Genomic DNA, 17,876 nt, shown 5'->3' with positions numbered 1-17,876 from the left:
TGCGCATGGCCACCATAAAGCTGCGAACTGAGAAAGCGTCCGCAGAAAGTGGCTATGCGCCAGAACTCCGGGCTACCAAACCCGATCACTGTTTTCAGCGACCGGGAAACGATAGAGGCCTGGTTCAAGGCGCACAAGCCGGCGGATTCTGTAGTAACCGTAGGCAACGACGCAAGGCGTTGTAGCCTCTGAGAAGTAACTCGGAGTATTTTTAAACAGGGCTCCCCGCGCTCGAACATTTAAGCATTTTCCTACAGCCATCGCGCGTGGTGCTTGATACGGTCGCACTCCAAGGTTGACGCACAGCCCCTTGGTGGTTAGCGTCCCGCACTCGCCTCAAACGACAATGACAAGGAGTGCATATGTCTGGAAAACCGGCTGCACGCGTCACGGACCCGACCACTTGCCCGATTCCGGGCCATGGCACCAACCCCATCGCCAGCGGCTCCCCCGATGTGTTTTTTAATGGCCTCGCCGCTGCGAGAGTCAGCGACACCTGCACCTGCGGCCAGGCACTCAGCGGCGGCTTCTCCTCCACGGTGTTCATCAACGGCCTGAACGCCATGACCCTCGATGGCACCACGAGCACGGCGGCGTAATAGTCGGCGGCTCCGGCAACGTAATCATCGGCAGCACCCATACCCCGGCGCCGTTCATTCCGCCCCTCCCGATCATTGGCCAGCCCGTCGTGGAATTCAAAGCCGTCAGCGCTGGCAATGGCGAACCGATAGCCGAACGAGGCTACGAAATCGAAACCGCCGAAGGCCGCATCGTCAAAGGCCAGACCAACGCCTTGGGCATGACCCAAAGTGTCGCCACGCTAAAACCCGATCTCGCCGTCGTCCGCTGGACCGTCTAAGCCTCAAGGAAGAATCAATTGACCGGACAATGCATCGCCCCAGACGACCTGGACATGAAAAAACTCTGGAACAGCACCTGCGAACTGCCTGCCTGCAAGCGCGAAACCACCACAGGCGGTCCCAACCCCAAGACCCGCGTCGAAGTGCCGTTGCTGACCTGCAACTGCCTGTGGCGCCGGTTTCAGAAAGAAGCCGAAGAATGGGTCGCTCCGGGTGGCGTACTGATCGCCGACCCACAATCACGTAACCGCAAGATCAACGCCGCATATGCGCAGTTGTGGCTGGCGGATAACCGGTTTCAATGGGCGGGGTTGGCGGCGTTTGCGTCGAAGCAGGTGGGGTGTGGGTTGTTGCACGCGGCCAAGTTGCAAAAAGGTATTGCCGCAGAAAAGAAAGCCCACCAAAGATTGCGTCAGGCCCCATCAGAAACCTTATTTGAAGGGCTTGGGTTCAAGCTAAGCCGAACTGATCCTGATATTCAGTCTGAAGTAGACAAAGCTAGGTCAGAGAATCCGGTACCCACGACGGACATCACGCTCGGCGACAATTCTCGGTCGTTGGTTCAACAACAACTCGACTATGTGTACGAAATGTTGGCGTTGGGAAACACTGCGCTATTTCTGGATGTTTATCCTCTCCATCGGTTTTTCATGGTTCGGGGGTATAAGGAAATGGAGAAATGCCTGAGAAGTCGGATAGAAATCGCAAAAGACGTGATGTGGTCCATCGGTGATAGCGTCCGTTTCGGCGTTGCCCATAAAGAAATTTTTGATACCTTTGAAGCAATCGAAGCGGGAAACATCGCCGACAGCGTTAACTACATGGCTGCGCACGAGCAGATCAATATTCTGCAACCGGCGATGTATGACGATGTGCACTTCGCCTCGCTCATCCGTGGTACGCATGCCTCTGACATCGTTTCCGTCGTTACTGGTCTGCTTTCCGGCGTTCCAGAGGGGATACAGCTCACCTTGGCCAGTCAGTGCAAAGCTCCCGACAGTCGAAGCGTCACTTTCAGCAGCAACCCGTTGGCAAATCTGGCGGACAAGGATCAAAGGATGACATTCGTGCTTCGGGCCGCAGCACAGTTCAATGCCTTGCTAAATAATCCCGCGACTAAAAGACAGCTGCAACGCTCTATAACCGACATCGCAAGTGGAAATGGAGTGCACCAGTGACTGAATCAAAGCAGCGCTGGTTGATTTTTATTGTTTTCATTCTTCTGGTGTCGGGAAGCCTGGTGTATGCCCGTTTGAGCACCAAAACCTTATCCGTCCATATCGGAAAGCCCTACGAACAGGTCATTAAAGACTCAACTTTCCCTGTCGAAGAAAAAACGGCTATCTATCCAGGTGACCCTAATAACGCGAAAGATCCTCGTAGACCTGGTTCCACGTGGATCAGCAGCCCGACTGTCATTGAGTTTGATGATCCAGCTTATGGATTCAAACTTCCTCCGACGGTGTTTGGTGCCGTTACTTATGGAGGGCAGAAAGTATCGACTGTAACCACATCACCCATGTTGGAAACGATGCCATTCACGGCCGCTGTGGATCGATTGGTGGATGTACAAAACACCCTCAAGTCCGGAGGGTGGATGCTTGAGCCTTTGGAAAATAACGACTGGTTCAGTGTCGACTCTGCTGCAGAGCGTGAGCGATTGCAGGTGAAGCTCTTCGATCAGCCAGTGGGCATCGATTTGTATGTACCGGGAAAATACAGTCTGCTGCTATTGATCAAGTGTTATGGAAGCTGTGGTACGCGTGATTCGGTGGCGGCTAAATATCTGATCGATATTAGTGTGGGCCGGGATCGAAGCGGGACATGAGCAATCGCTGTAAGAGGCGCGTTACATGCTGGAGGGTGTAGCGTTTTTTCATGTTGTTTTTTTTGCCTGACGTCTTTTCACTACCCAATGGATTTTTGGTTATTCACATCGGTAAGCTATACGAAAGCGTCGTGAGGGGTTCGACGTTTCCTGTATTGCGTAAAACTGCCATTTATCCCAGTGAGCCACCTCACCCGAGCTCAACCTGGATTAGCACCCCAGTCATTATCACCTTTGATGACAAGCAGCATGGATTCACGTTGCCAGCTACCAGGTTTGGCGCGATTGGGTGGTCCGATTTCAAAGCGATTACCCTGACTACGTCGCCGATGCTTGAAACCTTGCCATTTGAGCAAGCGGTATTACTCCTTGATGAATTACAACAAAAGTTCAAGCAAGTCGGATGGACTCCAGAACCTGTTGAAGTTAACGATTGGCTAAAAATAGAAACAAAAGAGGAAAAAATCGACTTCAGGCCAAACTCTTCGATCAACTGGACGGTGTAATCCTGTTGATCCCGCACAAGTACAGCTTGATCCTTCATATCAAATGCTATGCCCGCTGCGATAAGCGAAACACCGAAACAGCCAAGTATCTGATCGACGTAGGACTGGGTGAGGATCATTTCAGTGACTGAGCCCCCTGAGCGGAGGTCAGCCCACATTGGGATGAATGCAATACCGCCATCGCGAGCAGGCTCGCCCCCACAAGGGTGACACTATTTTCATGACAGTTTTGTTTCATTCACGTCTTTAGCTGTGCAATGCTGGCGCCCAGACCGTTAGCCAACTACAGCTTAAGTACAGAACGTAGAAGAACGCGCGGTACCGTCAATTTGCCCCTCTGGGGCGCGACCATCACAGGGGGCCTTTATGCTCACCCTGCTCAATTTGTTATCGGCTGTGGCCTTGTTGATCTGGGGCACGCACATCGTCCGAACCGGCATCCTGCGGGTTTACGGCACCAACCTGCGCCATGTGATCGGCCAGAACATGTCCAAGCGCTGGCTGGCGTTTATCGCCGGGATCGTGGTGACGGCGATGGTGCAGAGCAGTAACGCCACCGCCATGCTTGTCACTTCGTTTGTCGGGCAAGGCCTGATGGCGTTGACCCCTGCGCTGGTGACCATGCTGGGGGCCGACGTCGGTACAGCACTGATGGCGCGGGTGCTGACCCTGGACCTTTCCTGGCTGTCGCCGCTGCTGATTTTTGTCGGGGTGATTTTCTTCCTGTCGCGCAAACAGACCCGGCTCGGGCAGATGGGCCGCGTGGCCATAGGCCTTGGATTGATCATTCTGGCGCTGCAATTGATCGTCGAAGCGGCTGCGCCGATCACCCACGCCAAAGGGGTGAAGGTGATCTTTGCCTCGTTGACCGGCGACATTCTGGTCGACGCCCTCGTCGGCGCATTGTTCGCGATGATCTCCTACTCGAGCCTGGCCGCGGTGCTGCTGACGGCGACGCTGGCCGGGGCCAAGGTCATCAGTTTGCCGGTGGCCATCGGTCTGGTGATCGGCGCCAATATCGGCAGCGGTGTTCTCGCGTTTCTCAGCACCAGCATGCAGAACTCCGCCGGGCGCCAAGTGGCCTTGGGCAGCTTGTTGTACAAACTGATTGGCCTGGTGTTGATCATTCCGGTGCTTAACCCATTGGTGCACTGGCTCGATGGCCTGGACTTCAGTCCTCAGGAAACGGTCATCGGCTTCCACCTGCTCTACAACACCGTCCGCTGCTTGATTCTGACGCCGACTGTCGCAGGGATGGCCAGGCTATGCACCTGGCTGTTGCCAGAGCGGCCGGTCGTCAACGGAATGGCCAAACCCCGGCACCTCGACCCGACCGCGCTGGACACGCCGAGCCTGGCGCTGGCCAATGCGGCGCGGGAAACCCTGCGCATGGGCGATCTGATCGACAACATGCTCGAAGCGATGCTCGATGTGCTGCGCGGCAAGCAAACCGCCGTGACCCAGGAAATGCGCCGCCTGACCGATGATGTCGAAGCGCTCTACAGCGCAATCAAACTCTACCTGGCGCAAATGCCCCGTGAAGACCTCAGCGACCAGGACAGCCGGCGCTGGGCTGAAATCATTGAATTGGCGATCAACCTGAAACTCGCCAGCGACCTGATCGAACGTATGTTGCGCAAGGTTCAGCAGCAGAAAACCTCGCAGCGCCGGTCTTTTTCCGAGGTGGGGCTGGAGGAATTGGCCGGGCTGCACAGCCAGCTAATCTCCAATCTGCGACTGGGGTTGTCCGTATTCCTGAGCTCCGATAAGGAAAGTGCCCGTCAGTTGTTGCGCGAAAAACGTCGTTTTCGCGCACAGGAAAGGCGTCTGGCCCATGCCCATGTCAGCCGCTTGCAACGTAAGATTGTGCAAAGTATCGAGACCAGTTCGCTGCACCTGGAGCTGATTGCCGACATGAAACGTTTGAATTCGCTGTTTTGCAGCAGCGCGTATGTGGTGCTGGAAACGTCCGACACGGGGGCATTGTCGGTCGACGATTTCGCGGACATCACGCATTCGCCTTGAACGTCTGGCAGTGTGATCAGTCAGTTACATGGGTTCCGGCTTAAAAGCATCGCGAGCAGGCTCGCTCCCACACTGGAGCTTCGGTGAAACTGTGGGAGCGAGCCTGCTCGCGATGGCTGCCGGAAAGCGACACGGATCTCCAATCAGCCGTATGGAAACCTGTTATGCGTTGTCTGTTGTTCGCCTGTTTGTTGCTGGGTTCACTTCCTTCGTTTGCCCTGGATCGTTTTCAGGTCGAGGGCTATACGCTGCCCAATGGCCTGCAATTGCTGCTCAAACCGGGCGCTGACCGCGGGCATGTGGCGATTCGCCTGGTGGTCGGCGTAGGCCTGGATGATTTCAATTGCGCCGACAAAGAACTGCCCCATCTGCTCGAACACTTGTTGTTCAGCGGTATCGACGCCACCGGCGAAGGGGGGCTGGAGGAGCGCATGCAGGCGCTGGGGGGTGAGTGGAACGCTTACACCAGCAACGCCGACACCACGTTCGTCATCGAAGCCCCGGCGAAAAACCAGCGCAAGGTCCTCGACCTGTTGCTGGCGCTGCTGACCCAGACCCGCATCGACGACAACGCCATCAACGCCGCCAAGCAAGTGGTCGAGCGCGAAGACGGCGGTCATTACACTCACCTGCAACGTTGGCTGGATCGCCAGGACCTTGGCCATACAGCCAGTAATCAATTGGCGGTGGAACTGGGCCTCAAATGCCCACAGCGCGCTGAAGTCGATCACCTGACCCGTGAACAACTGGAGAAGGTGCGCAAGCTCTGGTACGCGCCTAACAACATGACGCTGATCATGGTCGGCGACCTCGACCGGTTGCTGCCGGCCTATCTGGAACGGGCCTGGGGGGAGCTGGTGGCAGTCGACCCGAGCGAGCACTTGCCCCTGCCGGAAATTCGTTCCAGTGCCGCCCATGAACGCACGCTGAGCAGTGGTTTCGTCGGCGATGGTGCCAAGTTGCACTGGCTGGTGCCGGAGCCGGTGCTTGAGGATGAGCACGACGAGACGTTCGACCTGCTCAAGGACTATCTGGACTGGGCGCTGTATCGCCAGATGCGTCTGGTCCATAGCTTGTCCTATGGGCCTTCGGCGGAACGCGAGTTGTTCGGCGGTGTGGGCTTTATGAGCCTGAACGCCGACCTTGAGCGCGATGATGTGCCTCAGGCTGAACGGGTCCTTGAGGCGTTGAAGGCGCAGTTGCTCAAGGACGGTCTCGACGCCGACACCTTCAACCGTCTCAAGCAGGCGGCCATCGCCCGTCAGGCCTGGGCCGTGCAAGGCAATAGCGCGCTGGCGGATTATTACTGGAGTGCCCTTGGCGACTATGAGGACGGGCGCTTCGCTGATCCGGCGAGGGAACTGCAAGGGGTGACGCTGGAGGAAGCGAACAAGGCGTTGCGTGAGTTGCTGCTGCAGCCCGGGTATTTGCGGATCGAGAAGCCGCTGATGGGTGATGACCAGTTGATGTGGGTAATTGCCGGGGTGTTGGGGCTGCTGGTGTTCGGCTTATTGGGCTGGCGCTTGTACAGAAGGACACCGCCCACCGTGTAGCCGCTGCCGAAGGCTGCGTTCGGCAGCTGCTACAAGGGCTCCGGGTCGACCGCGGGCCTCGCCACGTCGCCCGCCGGCGGGTAACCTGTCGAGGATATTTCCTACGACGAATGTGAACCGCCGAATGCCGATCCTGACCCAATACGTCCAGCGCATCCTGGAATTGATGAAGCGCTATCCTGGGGTCATCGCGCTCGGTGGTTTCATCTCCGGTGTCGGCAGCTTCATCCTGGTGGATCGCCAACAAGGCCTGGCGACCTGGATCACCATCATCATGGTGCTCAGTTGGGTCTGGCTGATGCTGGAAAACAGCCTCACCCAGCTGTTCACCAAAATCTTCAAACGCGAGATTCCCCAGCCGCTGCTGCGTTACGCCACGCAGATGATCCACCAGGAAAGCCTGTTCTTCGTCCTGCCGTTCTTTTTCATCACCACCACCTGGAACAGCGGCCAATTATTCTTCACCGGGCTGTTGAGCATCGCCGCGCTGATTTCCATCATCGACCCGCTCTACTACAAATGGCTGGCGCCCCGGCGCTGGGCGTTCCTGGCGCTGCATACCCTGACGCTGTTCGCGGCGTTGCTGACCGCCCTGCCCGTCATCATGCACCTCACCACGTCCCAGAGTTTCAAACTGGCGCTGGGGATCGCCGTGCTGCTGTCGTTCCCGAGCCTGGCGTCGATCTTCCCGATCCGCACCGTGCGCAACGCTTTGGCGATCCTCAGTATCACCCTGGGCATCGGCGCCCTCGGTTGGGTGCTGCGTTCGTGGGTGCCGCCGGCGACCCTGTGGATGACCGACGTGGCAATCAGCACGCAAATGCAGGACCGCACCCCCGGCGAAAGCCTGGATGAAGTGACTGCCGAGCAGATTCGTGGTGGCGGGCTGTATGCCTACACCGCGATCAACGCCCCGCGCGGTCTGGATGAGCGCATCTATCACGTGTGGCAGTTCAACGGTAAAGAGGTCGACCGCATCCCGCTGGATATCCATGGTGGACGCAAGGAAGGCTACCGCGCCTGGACCCACAAACAGAACTTCCCGGGTAACCCGGCGGGCAAATGGCAGGTCCGGGTGTTGACCGAAGATGGCCAGGTTATCGGCGTGCTGCGCTTCATCGTCACGGACAGCACACCGACCAAAGAAAAGTAGCTCGGTTCATGCTATTACGTAGCTCTGTGTAATTAACCGAACAAGCACGGAGCTTATGACCAGCAGCACAATGGCCGGTAATGCCCAATTGGACGACTCTCACTCCCCTGCTCAACTGCGGGTTACGGGTGACTGGACGCTTGCCCATTACGCCGATCTCAAGACCTTGTGCGAAAAGCTTCGCGGCCAGTACGACGACAACACCCACATCGATCTCAACAGTCTCGGTGCCCTCGACACCGCCGGTGCCTCGCTTCTGGTCGAGCTGCTGGGGACCGAGCGCCTCGGCCGGTCCGCCGAACACCCCGATTGCACCCTGTCCACCGCCGATCGCGCCCTGCTGCAGACCATCTACCGCTCAATGACCGATTTCTGTGTGCCCATCAAGGAACCGGAAATCAGCGTCAGTATTCAATTGCTGACCCGCATTGGCCGTGCCGTGGACGCGGTCTGGCAGGACACCCTGCAACTGTTGGGTTTCGTCGGACTGATTATCGAAACCATCGCCCGCAGCCTGTTTCAGCCCAAGCGTTGGCGCATCACGCCCATGGTCGCGCACATCGAACAAACCGGTCTCGACGCCGCGCCCATCGTCGCCCTGCTGACCTTTTTGGTGGGCGCAGTGGTGGCGTTTCTCGGGGCGACGGTGTTAGCCCGTTTCGGCGCCACGGTGTTCACCGTGGACCTGGTGGCCTTTTCCTTCCTGCGCGAATTCGCGGTGCTGTTGACGGCGATTCTGATGGCCGGGCGCACCGCCAGTGCGTTCACCGCGCAGATCGGCTCGATGAAGGCCAACGAAGAAATCGACGCCATCCGCACCCTGGGCCTCGACCCGATGGAGTTGCTGGTGGTGCCGCGTGTTTTGGCATTGCTGGTCGCCTTACCGATGCTGACCTTTCTGGCGATGCTCTCGGGGATCATTGGCGGCGGCGTGGTCTGTGCGGTGTCGCTGGATATTTCGCCAGCGATGTTCCTCTCGCTGCTGCAATCGGACATCGGTGTTCAGCATTTTCTGGTGGGGATCGTCAAAGCACCTATTTTCGCGTTTTTGATCGCCTCGATTGGCTGTCTTGAAGGGTTCAAAGTCAGCGGCAGCGCCGAGTCGGTCGGAGCGCACACTACGTCCAGCGTGGTCCAGTCGATTTTTGTGGTGATCGTGCTCGACGCGGTGGCCGCTCTGTTTTTCATGGAGATGGGCTGGTGAGTCGTTTACCCCGAGCGCCTTCCGAGGCGGTGATCGAAGTCCGCGGGCTATGCAATCGCTTTGGCAGTCAAAGCGTGCACGAAAACCTCGACCTCGATTTGTACAAAGGTGAAATTCTCGCCGTGGTCGGCGGTTCCGGCAGCGGCAAATCGGTGCTCCTTCGCAGCATTGTCGGCCTGCGTCGGCCTAACGATGGGGACGTGAAGGTGTTCGGTAAAAACCTGGCGACCTTGTCCGAGCTGGAGCGCTCGAAGGTTGAACGGCGTTTTGGTGTGCTGTTCCAGCAAGGTGCCCTGTTCTCTTCGCTGACCGTGACCGAAAACGTTGCCCTGCCCTTGATCGAACACGCCGGCCTGAGCCGTGAAGACGCCGAGCACCTGGCGGCGGTCAAACTGGCGCTGGCCGGGCTGCCGCTGTCGGCTGCCGACAAGTACCCCGCTTCGCTGTCCGGCGGCATGATCAAGCGGGCGGCGCTGGCCCGCGCGCTGGCGCTGGACCCGGACATCCTGTTTCTCGACGAACCCACGGCCGGCCTCGACCCGATTGGCGCGGCGGCATTCGATCAATTGATCCTGACCCTGCGCGATGCGCTGGGCCTGAGTGTGTTTCTGGTAACCCACGACCTCGACACGCTCTACACCATCACCGACCGGGTGGCGGTGCTGGCGCAGAAGAAAGTGCTGGTGGCGGACGCCATCGACAAGGTCTCGGAAACCGATGACGCGTGGATTCACGAATACTTCCATGGCCCTCGCGGCCGCGCGGCGTTGACGGCCGCTCAACAGTTGAACGAGGTCTGACATGGAAACCCGAGCCCATCATGTATTGATCGGCCTGTTCACCGTGATTGTGGTGGCAGGCGCCCTGCTCTTCGGCTTGTGGCTGGCCAAGTCCAGCGTCGACACCGAGTTCAAGGATTACGAAGTGGTCTTCAATGAGGCGGTCAGCGGCCTGTCCAAAGGCAGTTCGGTGCAGTACAGCGGGATCAAGGTCGGCGACGTGGTGACATTGCGCCTGGACCCTAAAGACCCGCGCCGGGTGTTGGCGCGGATTCGTCTGGGTGGTGACACTCCGGTCAAGGAAGACACCCAGGCCAAACTGGCACTGACCGGCGTCACCGGGACTTCGATCATCCAGCTCAGCGGCGGCACTCCGCAGAGCCCGGCGCTCAAGGGCAAGGACGGCAACCTGCCGACCATCGTCGCCTCGCCCTCGCCCATCGCGCGCCTGCTCAATGACAGCAACGACCTGATGTCCGGGGTGAACACGCTGATGCAGAATGCCAACCTGTTGTTCTCCACGGAAAACGTCGAGCGCATCAGCAACACGTTGGAGCACCTGGAGCAAACCACCGGGGCGATTGCCGATCAGCGCGGCGATATCCGTCAGGCGATGCAGCAACTGGCGTCGGTGGGCAAGCAGGCCAACAACATGCTGGAACAGACCACGGCGTTGATGCGCAATGCCAACGGCCTGCTCAATGACCATGGCAAGGACGCGTTGGGCAGCGCCGAGCAGGCAATGAAATCGCTGCAGCAGAGCACCGCGACGATCAACAAGTTGCTCGCCACCAATCAGGATTCGCTCAACAGCGGCATGCAGGGCCTCAATGGCCTGGCCCCGGCGGTGCGCGAGCTGCGTGAAACCCTGACCTCGTTGCGCGCCATCTCTCAACGCCTCGAGGAAAACCCCAGCGGTTACCTGCTGGGCAGTGACAAGAGCAAGGAATTCACGCCATGAAGCTGACTCGTATCGCCCTCCTCGCCGGCTTCACGCTGATCAGTTCGTGCTCGATCCTGCCCAAGCCCGAGCCGTTCGATGTTTATCGATTGCCGTCGGCCCAGAGCTCCGCGTCGGCCGGTCATGGCACGCCGCAACGCTGGTCGCTGCGCCTGACCAAACTCCAGGCCAGCAACGCACTGGACGGCCCGAACATCGCGGTAATCCCCCAAGGCGATGTGATCAGCAGCTACAAGGGCTCACGTTGGAGCGATCCGGCGCCGGTACTGCTGCGCAATCGTCTGCTGGATGGCTTTCAGCGTGACGGCCGGGTGCCGCTGTTGAGCACCGACGACAGCATTTTCCAGGCGGACCTTGAGCTGGGCGGGCATTTGCAGGCGTTTCAGACTGAGTATCAGGGCACGACCGCCACTGTTGTCGTAAGCCTGGATGCCTTGCTGGTGCGCGGTTATGACCAGCGCATCCTCGCCAGCCGCCGCTTCGAAGTGCGCCAGCCACTGAGCGATGTGAACGTGCCCGCAGTGGTTGCGGGGTTTGGCCAGGCGAGCGACCAATTGACGGTGCAGGTGGTGAACTGGGCGGTTGAGCAAGGGCAGAAGGTCGAGCTGCCCGCGAGACCTTAAGGCCAATACAAACCCAATGTAGGAGTGAGCCTGCTCGCGATAGCGGTGTATCAGTCGCAATAAATACCGACTGTTACATCACTATCGCGAGCAGGCTCACTTCTACAGGGGGATATCGGTCAGCCGAAGAACCAGTAGCACACCCCGATGGCGCCCAGTACGCCGGCCAGTTCTGCCAGCAACGCACACCCCACCGCATGCCGCGCGCGCTGGATGCCCACCGCACCAAAGTACACCGCCAACACATAGAACGTGGTCTCGGTGCTGCCCTGAACCGTGGCCGCCACCAGCGCCGGGAAGCTGTCTACCCCGGAGGTTTTCATGGTTTCGATCAGCATCGCCCGCGCGGCGCTGCCGGAGAACGGTTTGACCATCGCCGTCGGCAATGCGTCGACGAAGCGCGTGTCCCAACCGGCCCACTCCACCAGGTGCCGAATTCCGTCCAGACCAAAGTCCAGCGCGCCGGACGCCCGCAGCACACCCACCGCACAGAGCATCGCCACCAGGTACGGCAGCAGGTTCTTGGCCACGTCGAAGCCTTCTTTGGCGCCTTCGACGAACGCTTCGTAGACCTTTACTTTGCGCAGTGCGCCGATGATCAGAAACAGCATGATCAGCCCGAACAGCGTCAGGTTGCCGAGGATCGATGACAGGCCGGCCAGCGCGGTGGCTGAGAGCGTCGCCAGCAGCGCCATGAAGCCACCGAGGGCGAGGGCACCGGGAATCAGGTACGCCAGCACCACCGGGTCCCAGATGCGCAGGCGCTGCATGAATGCGACCGACAGGAAGCCGACGACAGTCGAGCAACTGGTGGCGAGCAGAATTGGCAGGAACACCAGCGTCGGGTCCGGCGCGCCTTGCTGGGCGCGGTACATGAAAATCGTCACCGGCAGCAGGGTCAGGGAGGAGGCGTTGAGCACCAGGAACAGGATCTGCGCGTTGCTGGCCACGGTGGCGCTGGGGTTGAGCTCCTGCAGGGCTTTCATCGCCTTGAGGCCGATCGGTGTGGCGGCGTTGTCCAGGCCCAGGCCGTTGGCGGCGAAGTTCAGGGTGATCAGGCCGAGGGCCGGGTGACCAGGCGGCACTTCCGGCATCAGGCGCAGGAACAGTGGGCCCAGGGCTTTGGCCAGCCATTCGACGATTCCGGCTTTCTCGGCGATGCGCAGAAAGCCCAGCCACAAGGTCAGGGTGCCGAACAGCAGGACCATGACTTCGACCGACAGTTTGGCCATGGCGAAAATACTCTCCACCATCGCCGCGAAGATCCCGGCGTTGCCACCGATCAGCCATTGCGCCAGCGCCGAAACGGCCGCCACGATGAAGAAGCCAAGCCACAGGCCATTAAGCATCAGTCAAATCCCCCCGGAATATGCGGCGAATGATAGCGGGGTAGCCAGAAACGACAAACCCCGGATTTCTCCGGGGTTTGTTTGTTCGGCTTACACCGGACCTTTGTAGAAGTGAGCCTGCTCGCGATGGGGCGGCACATCCAACATCTCTGTTGTTTGATACACCGCTATCGCGAGCAGGCTCACTCCTGCAAGGTTTTGCGTCAGTTCTTGGAAACCTCGCCAGCCGGGAGTTTTTCCTTGCTGCGCCAGTGCGGCAGGGAGTTCCAGTAGCGCTGACCCTTGGCGTCGTCGTACATGCCTTCCCAGCGCGAGATGACCAGCACGGCCAGCGCGTTACCGATCACGTTCAATGCGGTACGGGCCATGTCCATGATGCGGTCGACACCGGCGATGAATGCCAGGCCTTCCAACGGAATACCGACGCTGCCCAACGTGGCCAGCAGCACCACGAAGGACACGCCCGGTACGCCGGCGATGCCTTTGGAGGTGACCATCAGGGTCAGCACCAGCAGCAATTGCTGGCTGATCGACAGGTCGATGCCGTACAGCTGGGCAATGAAGATTGCCGCGATGCTCTGGTACAGGGTCGAACCGTCGAGGTTGAACGAGTACCCGGTCGGCACCACGAAGCTGCAAATGGCTTTCGGCGCGCCGTAGGCTTCCATCTTCTCGATCACGCGCGGCAGCACGGTTTCGGAGCTGGCAGTGGAGTAGGCCAGTACCAGCTCATCCTTGAAGATGCGCATCAGCTTGATCACCGAGAAGCCGAACAGGCGGGCGATCAGGCCCAGCACCACGAAGGCGAAGAACGCGATGGCGAAGTACACCAGCACGACCAGTTTGGCCAGCGGCAGCAGGGAAGCGAAGCCGAAGTTGGCCACGGTCACCGCGATCAGTGCGAATACGCCGATCGGGGCGTAGTTCATGATCATGTGGGTGACTTTGAACATGCTTTCCGAGACGCCCTGGAACATCTTCACCAGCGGCTCGCGCAGGTCCGATTGCAGGCTCGACAAACCGAGGCCGAACAACACGGAGAAGAAGATGATCGGCAGCATCTCGCCGCGGGCCATGGCCGCGAAGATGTTCGACGGGATCAGGTTGAGGATGGTTTCGATGAACGCGTGTTCATGCTGAACCTCGGCGGCAGTGGCCTGGTACTTGGAAATATCCACGGTACCCAGGGTGCTCATGTCGATGCCGGTGCCTGGATGGACCACGTTGGCCAACACCAGACCGACCAGAATGGCGATGGTGGTGACGATCTCGAAGTAGATGATGGTCTTCAGGCCGATGCGCCCGAGTTTCTTGGCGTCACCGACGCCAGCGATGCCGACGACCAGCGAAGAGATCACGATCGGGATCACGATCATCTTGATCAGACGGATAAAGATATCGCCTGCTGGTTGCAGGACGTTGCTGATCCACCAGGCTTTTTCGGCACTGAAATGGTTGAGCAGCGCACCGATTGCAATCCCCAATACCAGACCGATGAGGATCTGCCAGGCGAGGCTAAGCTTTGCCTTCTTCATATCATTACCCTTACTTGCGTTTGACTCAGGCAGACGCAGTCACTGGTTCGCTTGTGGCGAAAAGTGCGTGCATCTGCCCCCGTATAAGGAGCCCCGGAGCGCTTGTTAGTGGCTCTCTGGCAGGCGAAAAAAGGCGCAACTATTCCGATGCAAGGAAGCGACGTCTAATGCCGTAAACGCCTACCCTATGCCGAATCGGCATGAGCTTTTTCAAATGAAACTGGCGTCCCAACCGGTTCGAATACGCCATTTCGGCAGCCATAAGTGCCGTGAACCGGCCATCTCAGAGGAGGTTGGTTGTTTTTTGAGCGGGGGATTCAGGGTTAAAACTTCAGGAAAAACTTACGTTTAGCTGTAAAAAATCGCAGTCATTTGCAGACAGATTTCTCGATATACGGTCGCGAAGAAATACCGCGAAATGTTTTTGCGGGGTTTGTAGCGGAAATGGCATAAAGATAAATGAGCGATGCGCTCTGGATCGCTGCTTTTTTGCGAATGAAGCTCTCCGCAAATTCGTCGAGTCCCGATGACCCGGCGAATTTGCGTCGCAGCTTTTGCCTGACCCGGCCCTTGCGCAGGTACTCCCTGTACCCGTAGGTCACTCCGCCCCTGCAACAGTCAGAACGTCCCGGCCCCATGGTCATGCGTCTACCTTCCTCGGGTAGCGCAGTAGAGAGAAGCAGGGTGCTTCTTTCATATGACAAATTCAGTACCAGTTCGGATCTTTTTTCAGCTGTTCCATCAACAGGTCCTGCATGCCCTGGTCCGGTTTGCCGAGGAAGCGGTAACTGGCATGTCGCGTGGGCGACTTGTCGGCCGGCAGTCCTGCGGGCACTTCGACCAGCATGGCGTAGGCATCTTCCTTGTCGAAACTGAAAGCCACGATCAAGCGTTCCTTCAGGCAGGTGGGCTGTGATTCACACAGCGGCCCAACCAGATACTTGTGGCCATCTTCCTCAACAGCATTCATTTGTTCGGCATCGCCAGACAGGTTCATCACCCATTCCGGCAGGCGTTCTTCCTTCTTCACCACGCCTTGCCATGTTTCACGGTACTGCGGGTCGGTGGTGAGTAACCCGTTGGCCCGCATTTGGCCGTCATTGGCCGCCATTGCCATGGCACTACCGCCCAAAAGCAGGGCGGCTGCCAGTGTCTTGTACAAAACGCTCATGTTCAGCCTCGACCGCGACGGCCAAAGAAGAAGGAAGCAATAAACATCACCAGGAACACGACAAAGAGAATCTTGGCGATACCCGTGGCGGTGCCCGCGATACCACCGAAGCCCAGTACTGCAGCGATGATGGCAATGATCAAGAAGGTGATTGCCCAGCTCAACATGGTGATTCTCCTTACGCTTCATTATTTAGAGGTGTCGCTTTTGGTGCTTGTCCCGGCGCAGACCGCACGCCAAGTTCGATTACCTAAAACACCCAGCGCTCCTGACGAGGCATCTCGTCCAGTGGCTGCGCCTGGTCGACGTCCATCATCCGCATGGGGGTGAGGTCGGCCTGACTGCTGCTGGCGGCGCTGAAGTGGGTTTGGGCTGCAGGTTGAATCGAAACGTGCGGTGCCTCTGGCTGCTGGCTCTGCTCCCAACGCATGAACTGTTGGCCGGCGATCAGCGTGATCAGCAAGGCCAGAACAGCAAATAAGCCTTGCTGGATATGCAGTGGCGAGATTCGCAGTTGGGCGGCACGGTAGCGATTCATCCTGAAGCTCCTCCCACTTTGGTGGTGATCTTGTTGGTGGGCATAGAGATAAATGCCCTGATTACTCAGACCATTGCAGCCTGCATGCCAGCTTTTTTGCGCGAATAAAACTGAATAAAATCAACAAGTTAACAAGTTTATGAAAATCGTTTGCGACGCATCCTGCACGATGACCCCTCCAGGGTCGTGCGAAATGCACGATAGATTCGCAGGCACTTTGAATATTTTTGAATTGCGCGACGGGCGCAGATGTCAGAAAGGGAAGCGGGTAACCGCCAAAAATGCGGTGTTTTGATAAAAAGCCATGAAAATCAGCGAATTAGTCAGACAGGCCTTAGATAGCTACCCTGCCGGTGCTGGAATGGATCAGAATCGACCATGCAACTTGCCCGATTTATCCGGGACTAACCAAGATCAATCATTAAAGGAGCGCAGGAACATGGAATCAGCCACGGTGCATCAAGGCCGCATTCTGTTGGTAGACGATGAGTCCGCTATCCTGCGAACCTTCCGCTATTGCCTCGAAGACGAGGGCTATAGCGTCTCAACCGCGAACAGCGCCGCTCAGGCTGATGCCTTGTTGCAGCGTCAGGTGTTCGACCTGTGCTTTCTGGATCTGCGCCTGGGTGAGGACAATGGCCTGGATGTGCTGGCTCAGATGCGTATTCAGGCGCCGTGGATGCGTGTGGTGATCGTCACCGCGCACTCGGCCGTGGACACGGCGGTCGATGCGATTCAGGCGGGCGCCGCCGATTACCTGGTCAAACCCTGCAGCCCTGATCAATTGCGTCTGGCCACCGCCAAGCAACTGGAAGTGCGGCAACTGTCCGCCCGCCTGGAAGCCCTTGAAGGTGAAGTGCGTAAACCCAAGGATGGCCTGGACTCCCACAGCCCGGCGATGAAAGTCGTGCTCGAAACCGCCCGCCAGGTGGCCGGGACCGATGCCAACATCCTTATCCTGGGTGAGTCCGGCACCGGTAAAGGTGAACTGTCCCAGGCGATTCACGGCTGGAGCAAGCGTCAGAAGAAGTCCTGTGTCACGATCAACTGCCCGTCCCTGACCGCCGAACTCATGGAAAGCGAACTGTTCGGTCACAGCCGTGGGGCCTTTACCGGTGCCAGCGAAAGTACATTGGGGCGGGTCAACCAGGCCGACGGCGGCACGCTGTTTCTCGACGAGATCGGCGATTTTCCGCTGACTTTGCAACCCAAGTTGCTGCGATTCATTCAAGACAAGGAATACGAGCGGGTAGGGGACCCGGTGACCCGCCGCGCCGATGTGCGCATTCTGGCGGCGACTAACCTGAACCTTGAAGACATGGTGCGCGACGGCCGCTTCCGCGAAGACTTGCTCTATCGCCTGAACGTCATCACGTTGCACCTGCCGCCGCTGCGCGAGCGCCGTGAAGACATCCTGAACCTGGCCGACCGTTTCCTCGCTCGCTTCGTCAAGGAGTATGCGCGCCCGGCCCGAGCCTTCAGCGATGAGGCCCGCGAGGCACTGCTAGGTTATCGCTGGCCCGGCAATATTCGCGAACTGCGTAACGTGGTGGAGCGGGCGAGCATTATTTGTCCACAAGAACGGGTCGAAATCAGCCATTTGGGCATGGCCGAAACCCCGGTCAATAATGCGCCGCGCATTGGCGCGGCGTTGAGTCTGGACGAACTTGAGAAAGCTCACATCGGTGCAGTCCTCGCCACGGCGGATACACTGGATCAAGCGGCCAAGACCCTGGGCATTGATGCCTCGACCCTGTACCGCAAACGCAAGCAATACAACTTGTGAGCTGC

16 protein-coding genes and 1 pseudogene are annotated in these 17,876 nt (G+C 58.5%); 12 read left to right on the top strand and 5 right to left on the bottom strand.

The window, feature by feature from the left end:
• The first annotated feature begins 362 nt into the window (after positions 1-362).
• From AB4N43_RS16345 to AB4N43_RS16295, 11 genes and pseudogenes are all read left to right on the top strand, one after another.
• A pseudogene (locus AB4N43_RS16345) lies at positions 363-859 on the top strand (PAAR domain-containing protein).
• Positions 860-877: 18 nt separating this feature from the next.
• Positions 878-2,038, top strand: a complete 1,161-nt coding sequence (locus AB4N43_RS16340; protein ID WP_027926173.1) for a DUF2515 family protein — start codon at positions 878-880, stop codon at positions 2,036-2,038.
• Positions 2,035-2,688 (top strand): hypothetical protein, encoded by a 654-nt coding sequence (locus AB4N43_RS16335; protein WP_324188018.1) that lies wholly within the window; start codon positions 2,035-2,037, stop codon positions 2,686-2,688. The genes AB4N43_RS16340 and AB4N43_RS16335 overlap by 4 nt, the downstream gene beginning before the upstream one ends.
• Before the next feature lie 50 nt (positions 2,689-2,738).
• Positions 2,739-3,194 carry a hypothetical protein gene (locus AB4N43_RS16330; protein WP_194940526.1) on the top strand — a complete coding sequence of 152 codons (456 nt, stop codon included), beginning with the start codon at positions 2,739-2,741 and terminating at the stop codon, positions 3,192-3,194.
• A 366-nt stretch (positions 3,195-3,560) separates the two neighbouring features.
• Complete coding sequence (locus tag AB4N43_RS16325) at positions 3,561-5,219, top strand: Na/Pi cotransporter family protein (RefSeq protein ID WP_027926171.1); 1,659 nt, start codon at positions 3,561-3,563, stop codon at positions 5,217-5,219.
• Between the two features lie 164 nt (positions 5,220-5,383).
• A complete protein-coding gene (locus AB4N43_RS16320) occupies positions 5,384-6,772 on the top strand; it encodes a M16 family metallopeptidase (RefSeq protein ID WP_027926170.1) in 1,389 nt (462 codons plus the stop codon).
• 124 nt (positions 6,773-6,896) lie between these two features.
• Complete coding sequence (locus AB4N43_RS16315) at positions 6,897-7,925, top strand: DUF5924 family protein (RefSeq protein ID WP_027926169.1); 1,029 nt, start codon at positions 6,897-6,899, stop codon at positions 7,923-7,925.
• Positions 7,926-7,980: 55 nt separating this feature from the next.
• Positions 7,981-9,129, top strand: coding sequence for an ABC transporter permease (locus AB4N43_RS16310; protein WP_027926168.1), 1,149 nt, complete (start codon positions 7,981-7,983; stop codon positions 9,127-9,129).
• Positions 9,126-9,929, top strand: coding sequence for an ABC transporter ATP-binding protein (locus AB4N43_RS16305; protein WP_027926167.1), 804 nt, complete (start codon positions 9,126-9,128; stop codon positions 9,927-9,929). The genes AB4N43_RS16310 and AB4N43_RS16305 overlap by 4 nt, the downstream gene beginning before the upstream one ends.
• 1 nt (position 9,930) lies before the next feature.
• Positions 9,931-10,869, top strand: coding sequence for an MlaD family protein (locus tag AB4N43_RS16300; RefSeq protein ID WP_027926166.1), 939 nt, complete (start codon positions 9,931-9,933; stop codon positions 10,867-10,869).
• A complete protein-coding gene (locus AB4N43_RS16295; protein ID WP_027926165.1) occupies positions 10,866-11,492 on the top strand; it encodes an ABC-type transport auxiliary lipoprotein family protein in 627 nt (208 codons plus the stop codon). Before AB4N43_RS16300 ends, AB4N43_RS16295 begins: the two co-directional genes overlap by 4 nt.
• A 119-nt stretch (positions 11,493-11,611) precedes the next feature.
• On the opposite strand, the gene AB4N43_RS16290 is transcribed toward AB4N43_RS16295, so the two are convergent.
• The 5 genes from AB4N43_RS16290 to AB4N43_RS16270 form a co-directional block, all read right to left on the bottom strand.
• The gene (locus tag AB4N43_RS16290) at positions 11,612-12,841 is read right to left on the bottom strand and encodes a nucleoside recognition domain-containing protein (protein ID WP_027926164.1); all 1,230 of its coding nucleotides are present in this window, start codon (positions 12,839-12,841) and stop codon (positions 11,612-11,614) included.
• A 203-nt stretch (positions 12,842-13,044) separates the two neighbouring features.
• A complete protein-coding gene (gltP, locus tag AB4N43_RS16285) occupies positions 13,045-14,376 on the bottom strand; it encodes a glutamate/aspartate:proton symporter GltP (RefSeq protein WP_027926163.1) in 1,332 nt (443 codons plus the stop codon).
• 706 nt (positions 14,377-15,082) lie between these two features.
• Positions 15,083-15,547: an inhibitor of vertebrate lysozyme family protein gene (locus AB4N43_RS16280; protein WP_059181887.1), complete on the bottom strand. Its 465-nt coding sequence runs from the start codon at positions 15,545-15,547 to the stop codon at positions 15,083-15,085.
• A 2-nt stretch (positions 15,548-15,549) separates the two neighbouring features.
• A complete protein-coding gene (locus AB4N43_RS16275) occupies positions 15,550-15,714 on the bottom strand; it encodes a DUF1328 domain-containing protein (RefSeq protein ID WP_003177151.1) in 165 nt (54 codons plus the stop codon).
• Between the two features lie 83 nt (positions 15,715-15,797).
• Positions 15,798-16,085 (bottom strand): hypothetical protein, encoded by a 288-nt coding sequence (locus tag AB4N43_RS16270; protein WP_027926161.1) that lies wholly within the window; start codon positions 16,083-16,085, stop codon positions 15,798-15,800.
• A 439-nt stretch (positions 16,086-16,524) separates the two neighbouring features.
• Here AB4N43_RS16270 and algB point away from each other — a divergent pair, with 439 nt between their 5' ends.
• Complete coding sequence (gene algB, locus AB4N43_RS16265) at positions 16,525-17,871, top strand: sigma-54-dependent response regulator transcription factor AlgB (protein ID WP_027926160.1); 1,347 nt, start codon at positions 16,525-16,527, stop codon at positions 17,869-17,871.
• Positions 17,872-17,876: the final 5 nt, after the last annotated feature.

The organism is Pseudomonas sp. S2_B07, from assembly GCF_054668435.1.
This window is presented reverse-complemented; position numbering and strand designations above follow the sequence as displayed.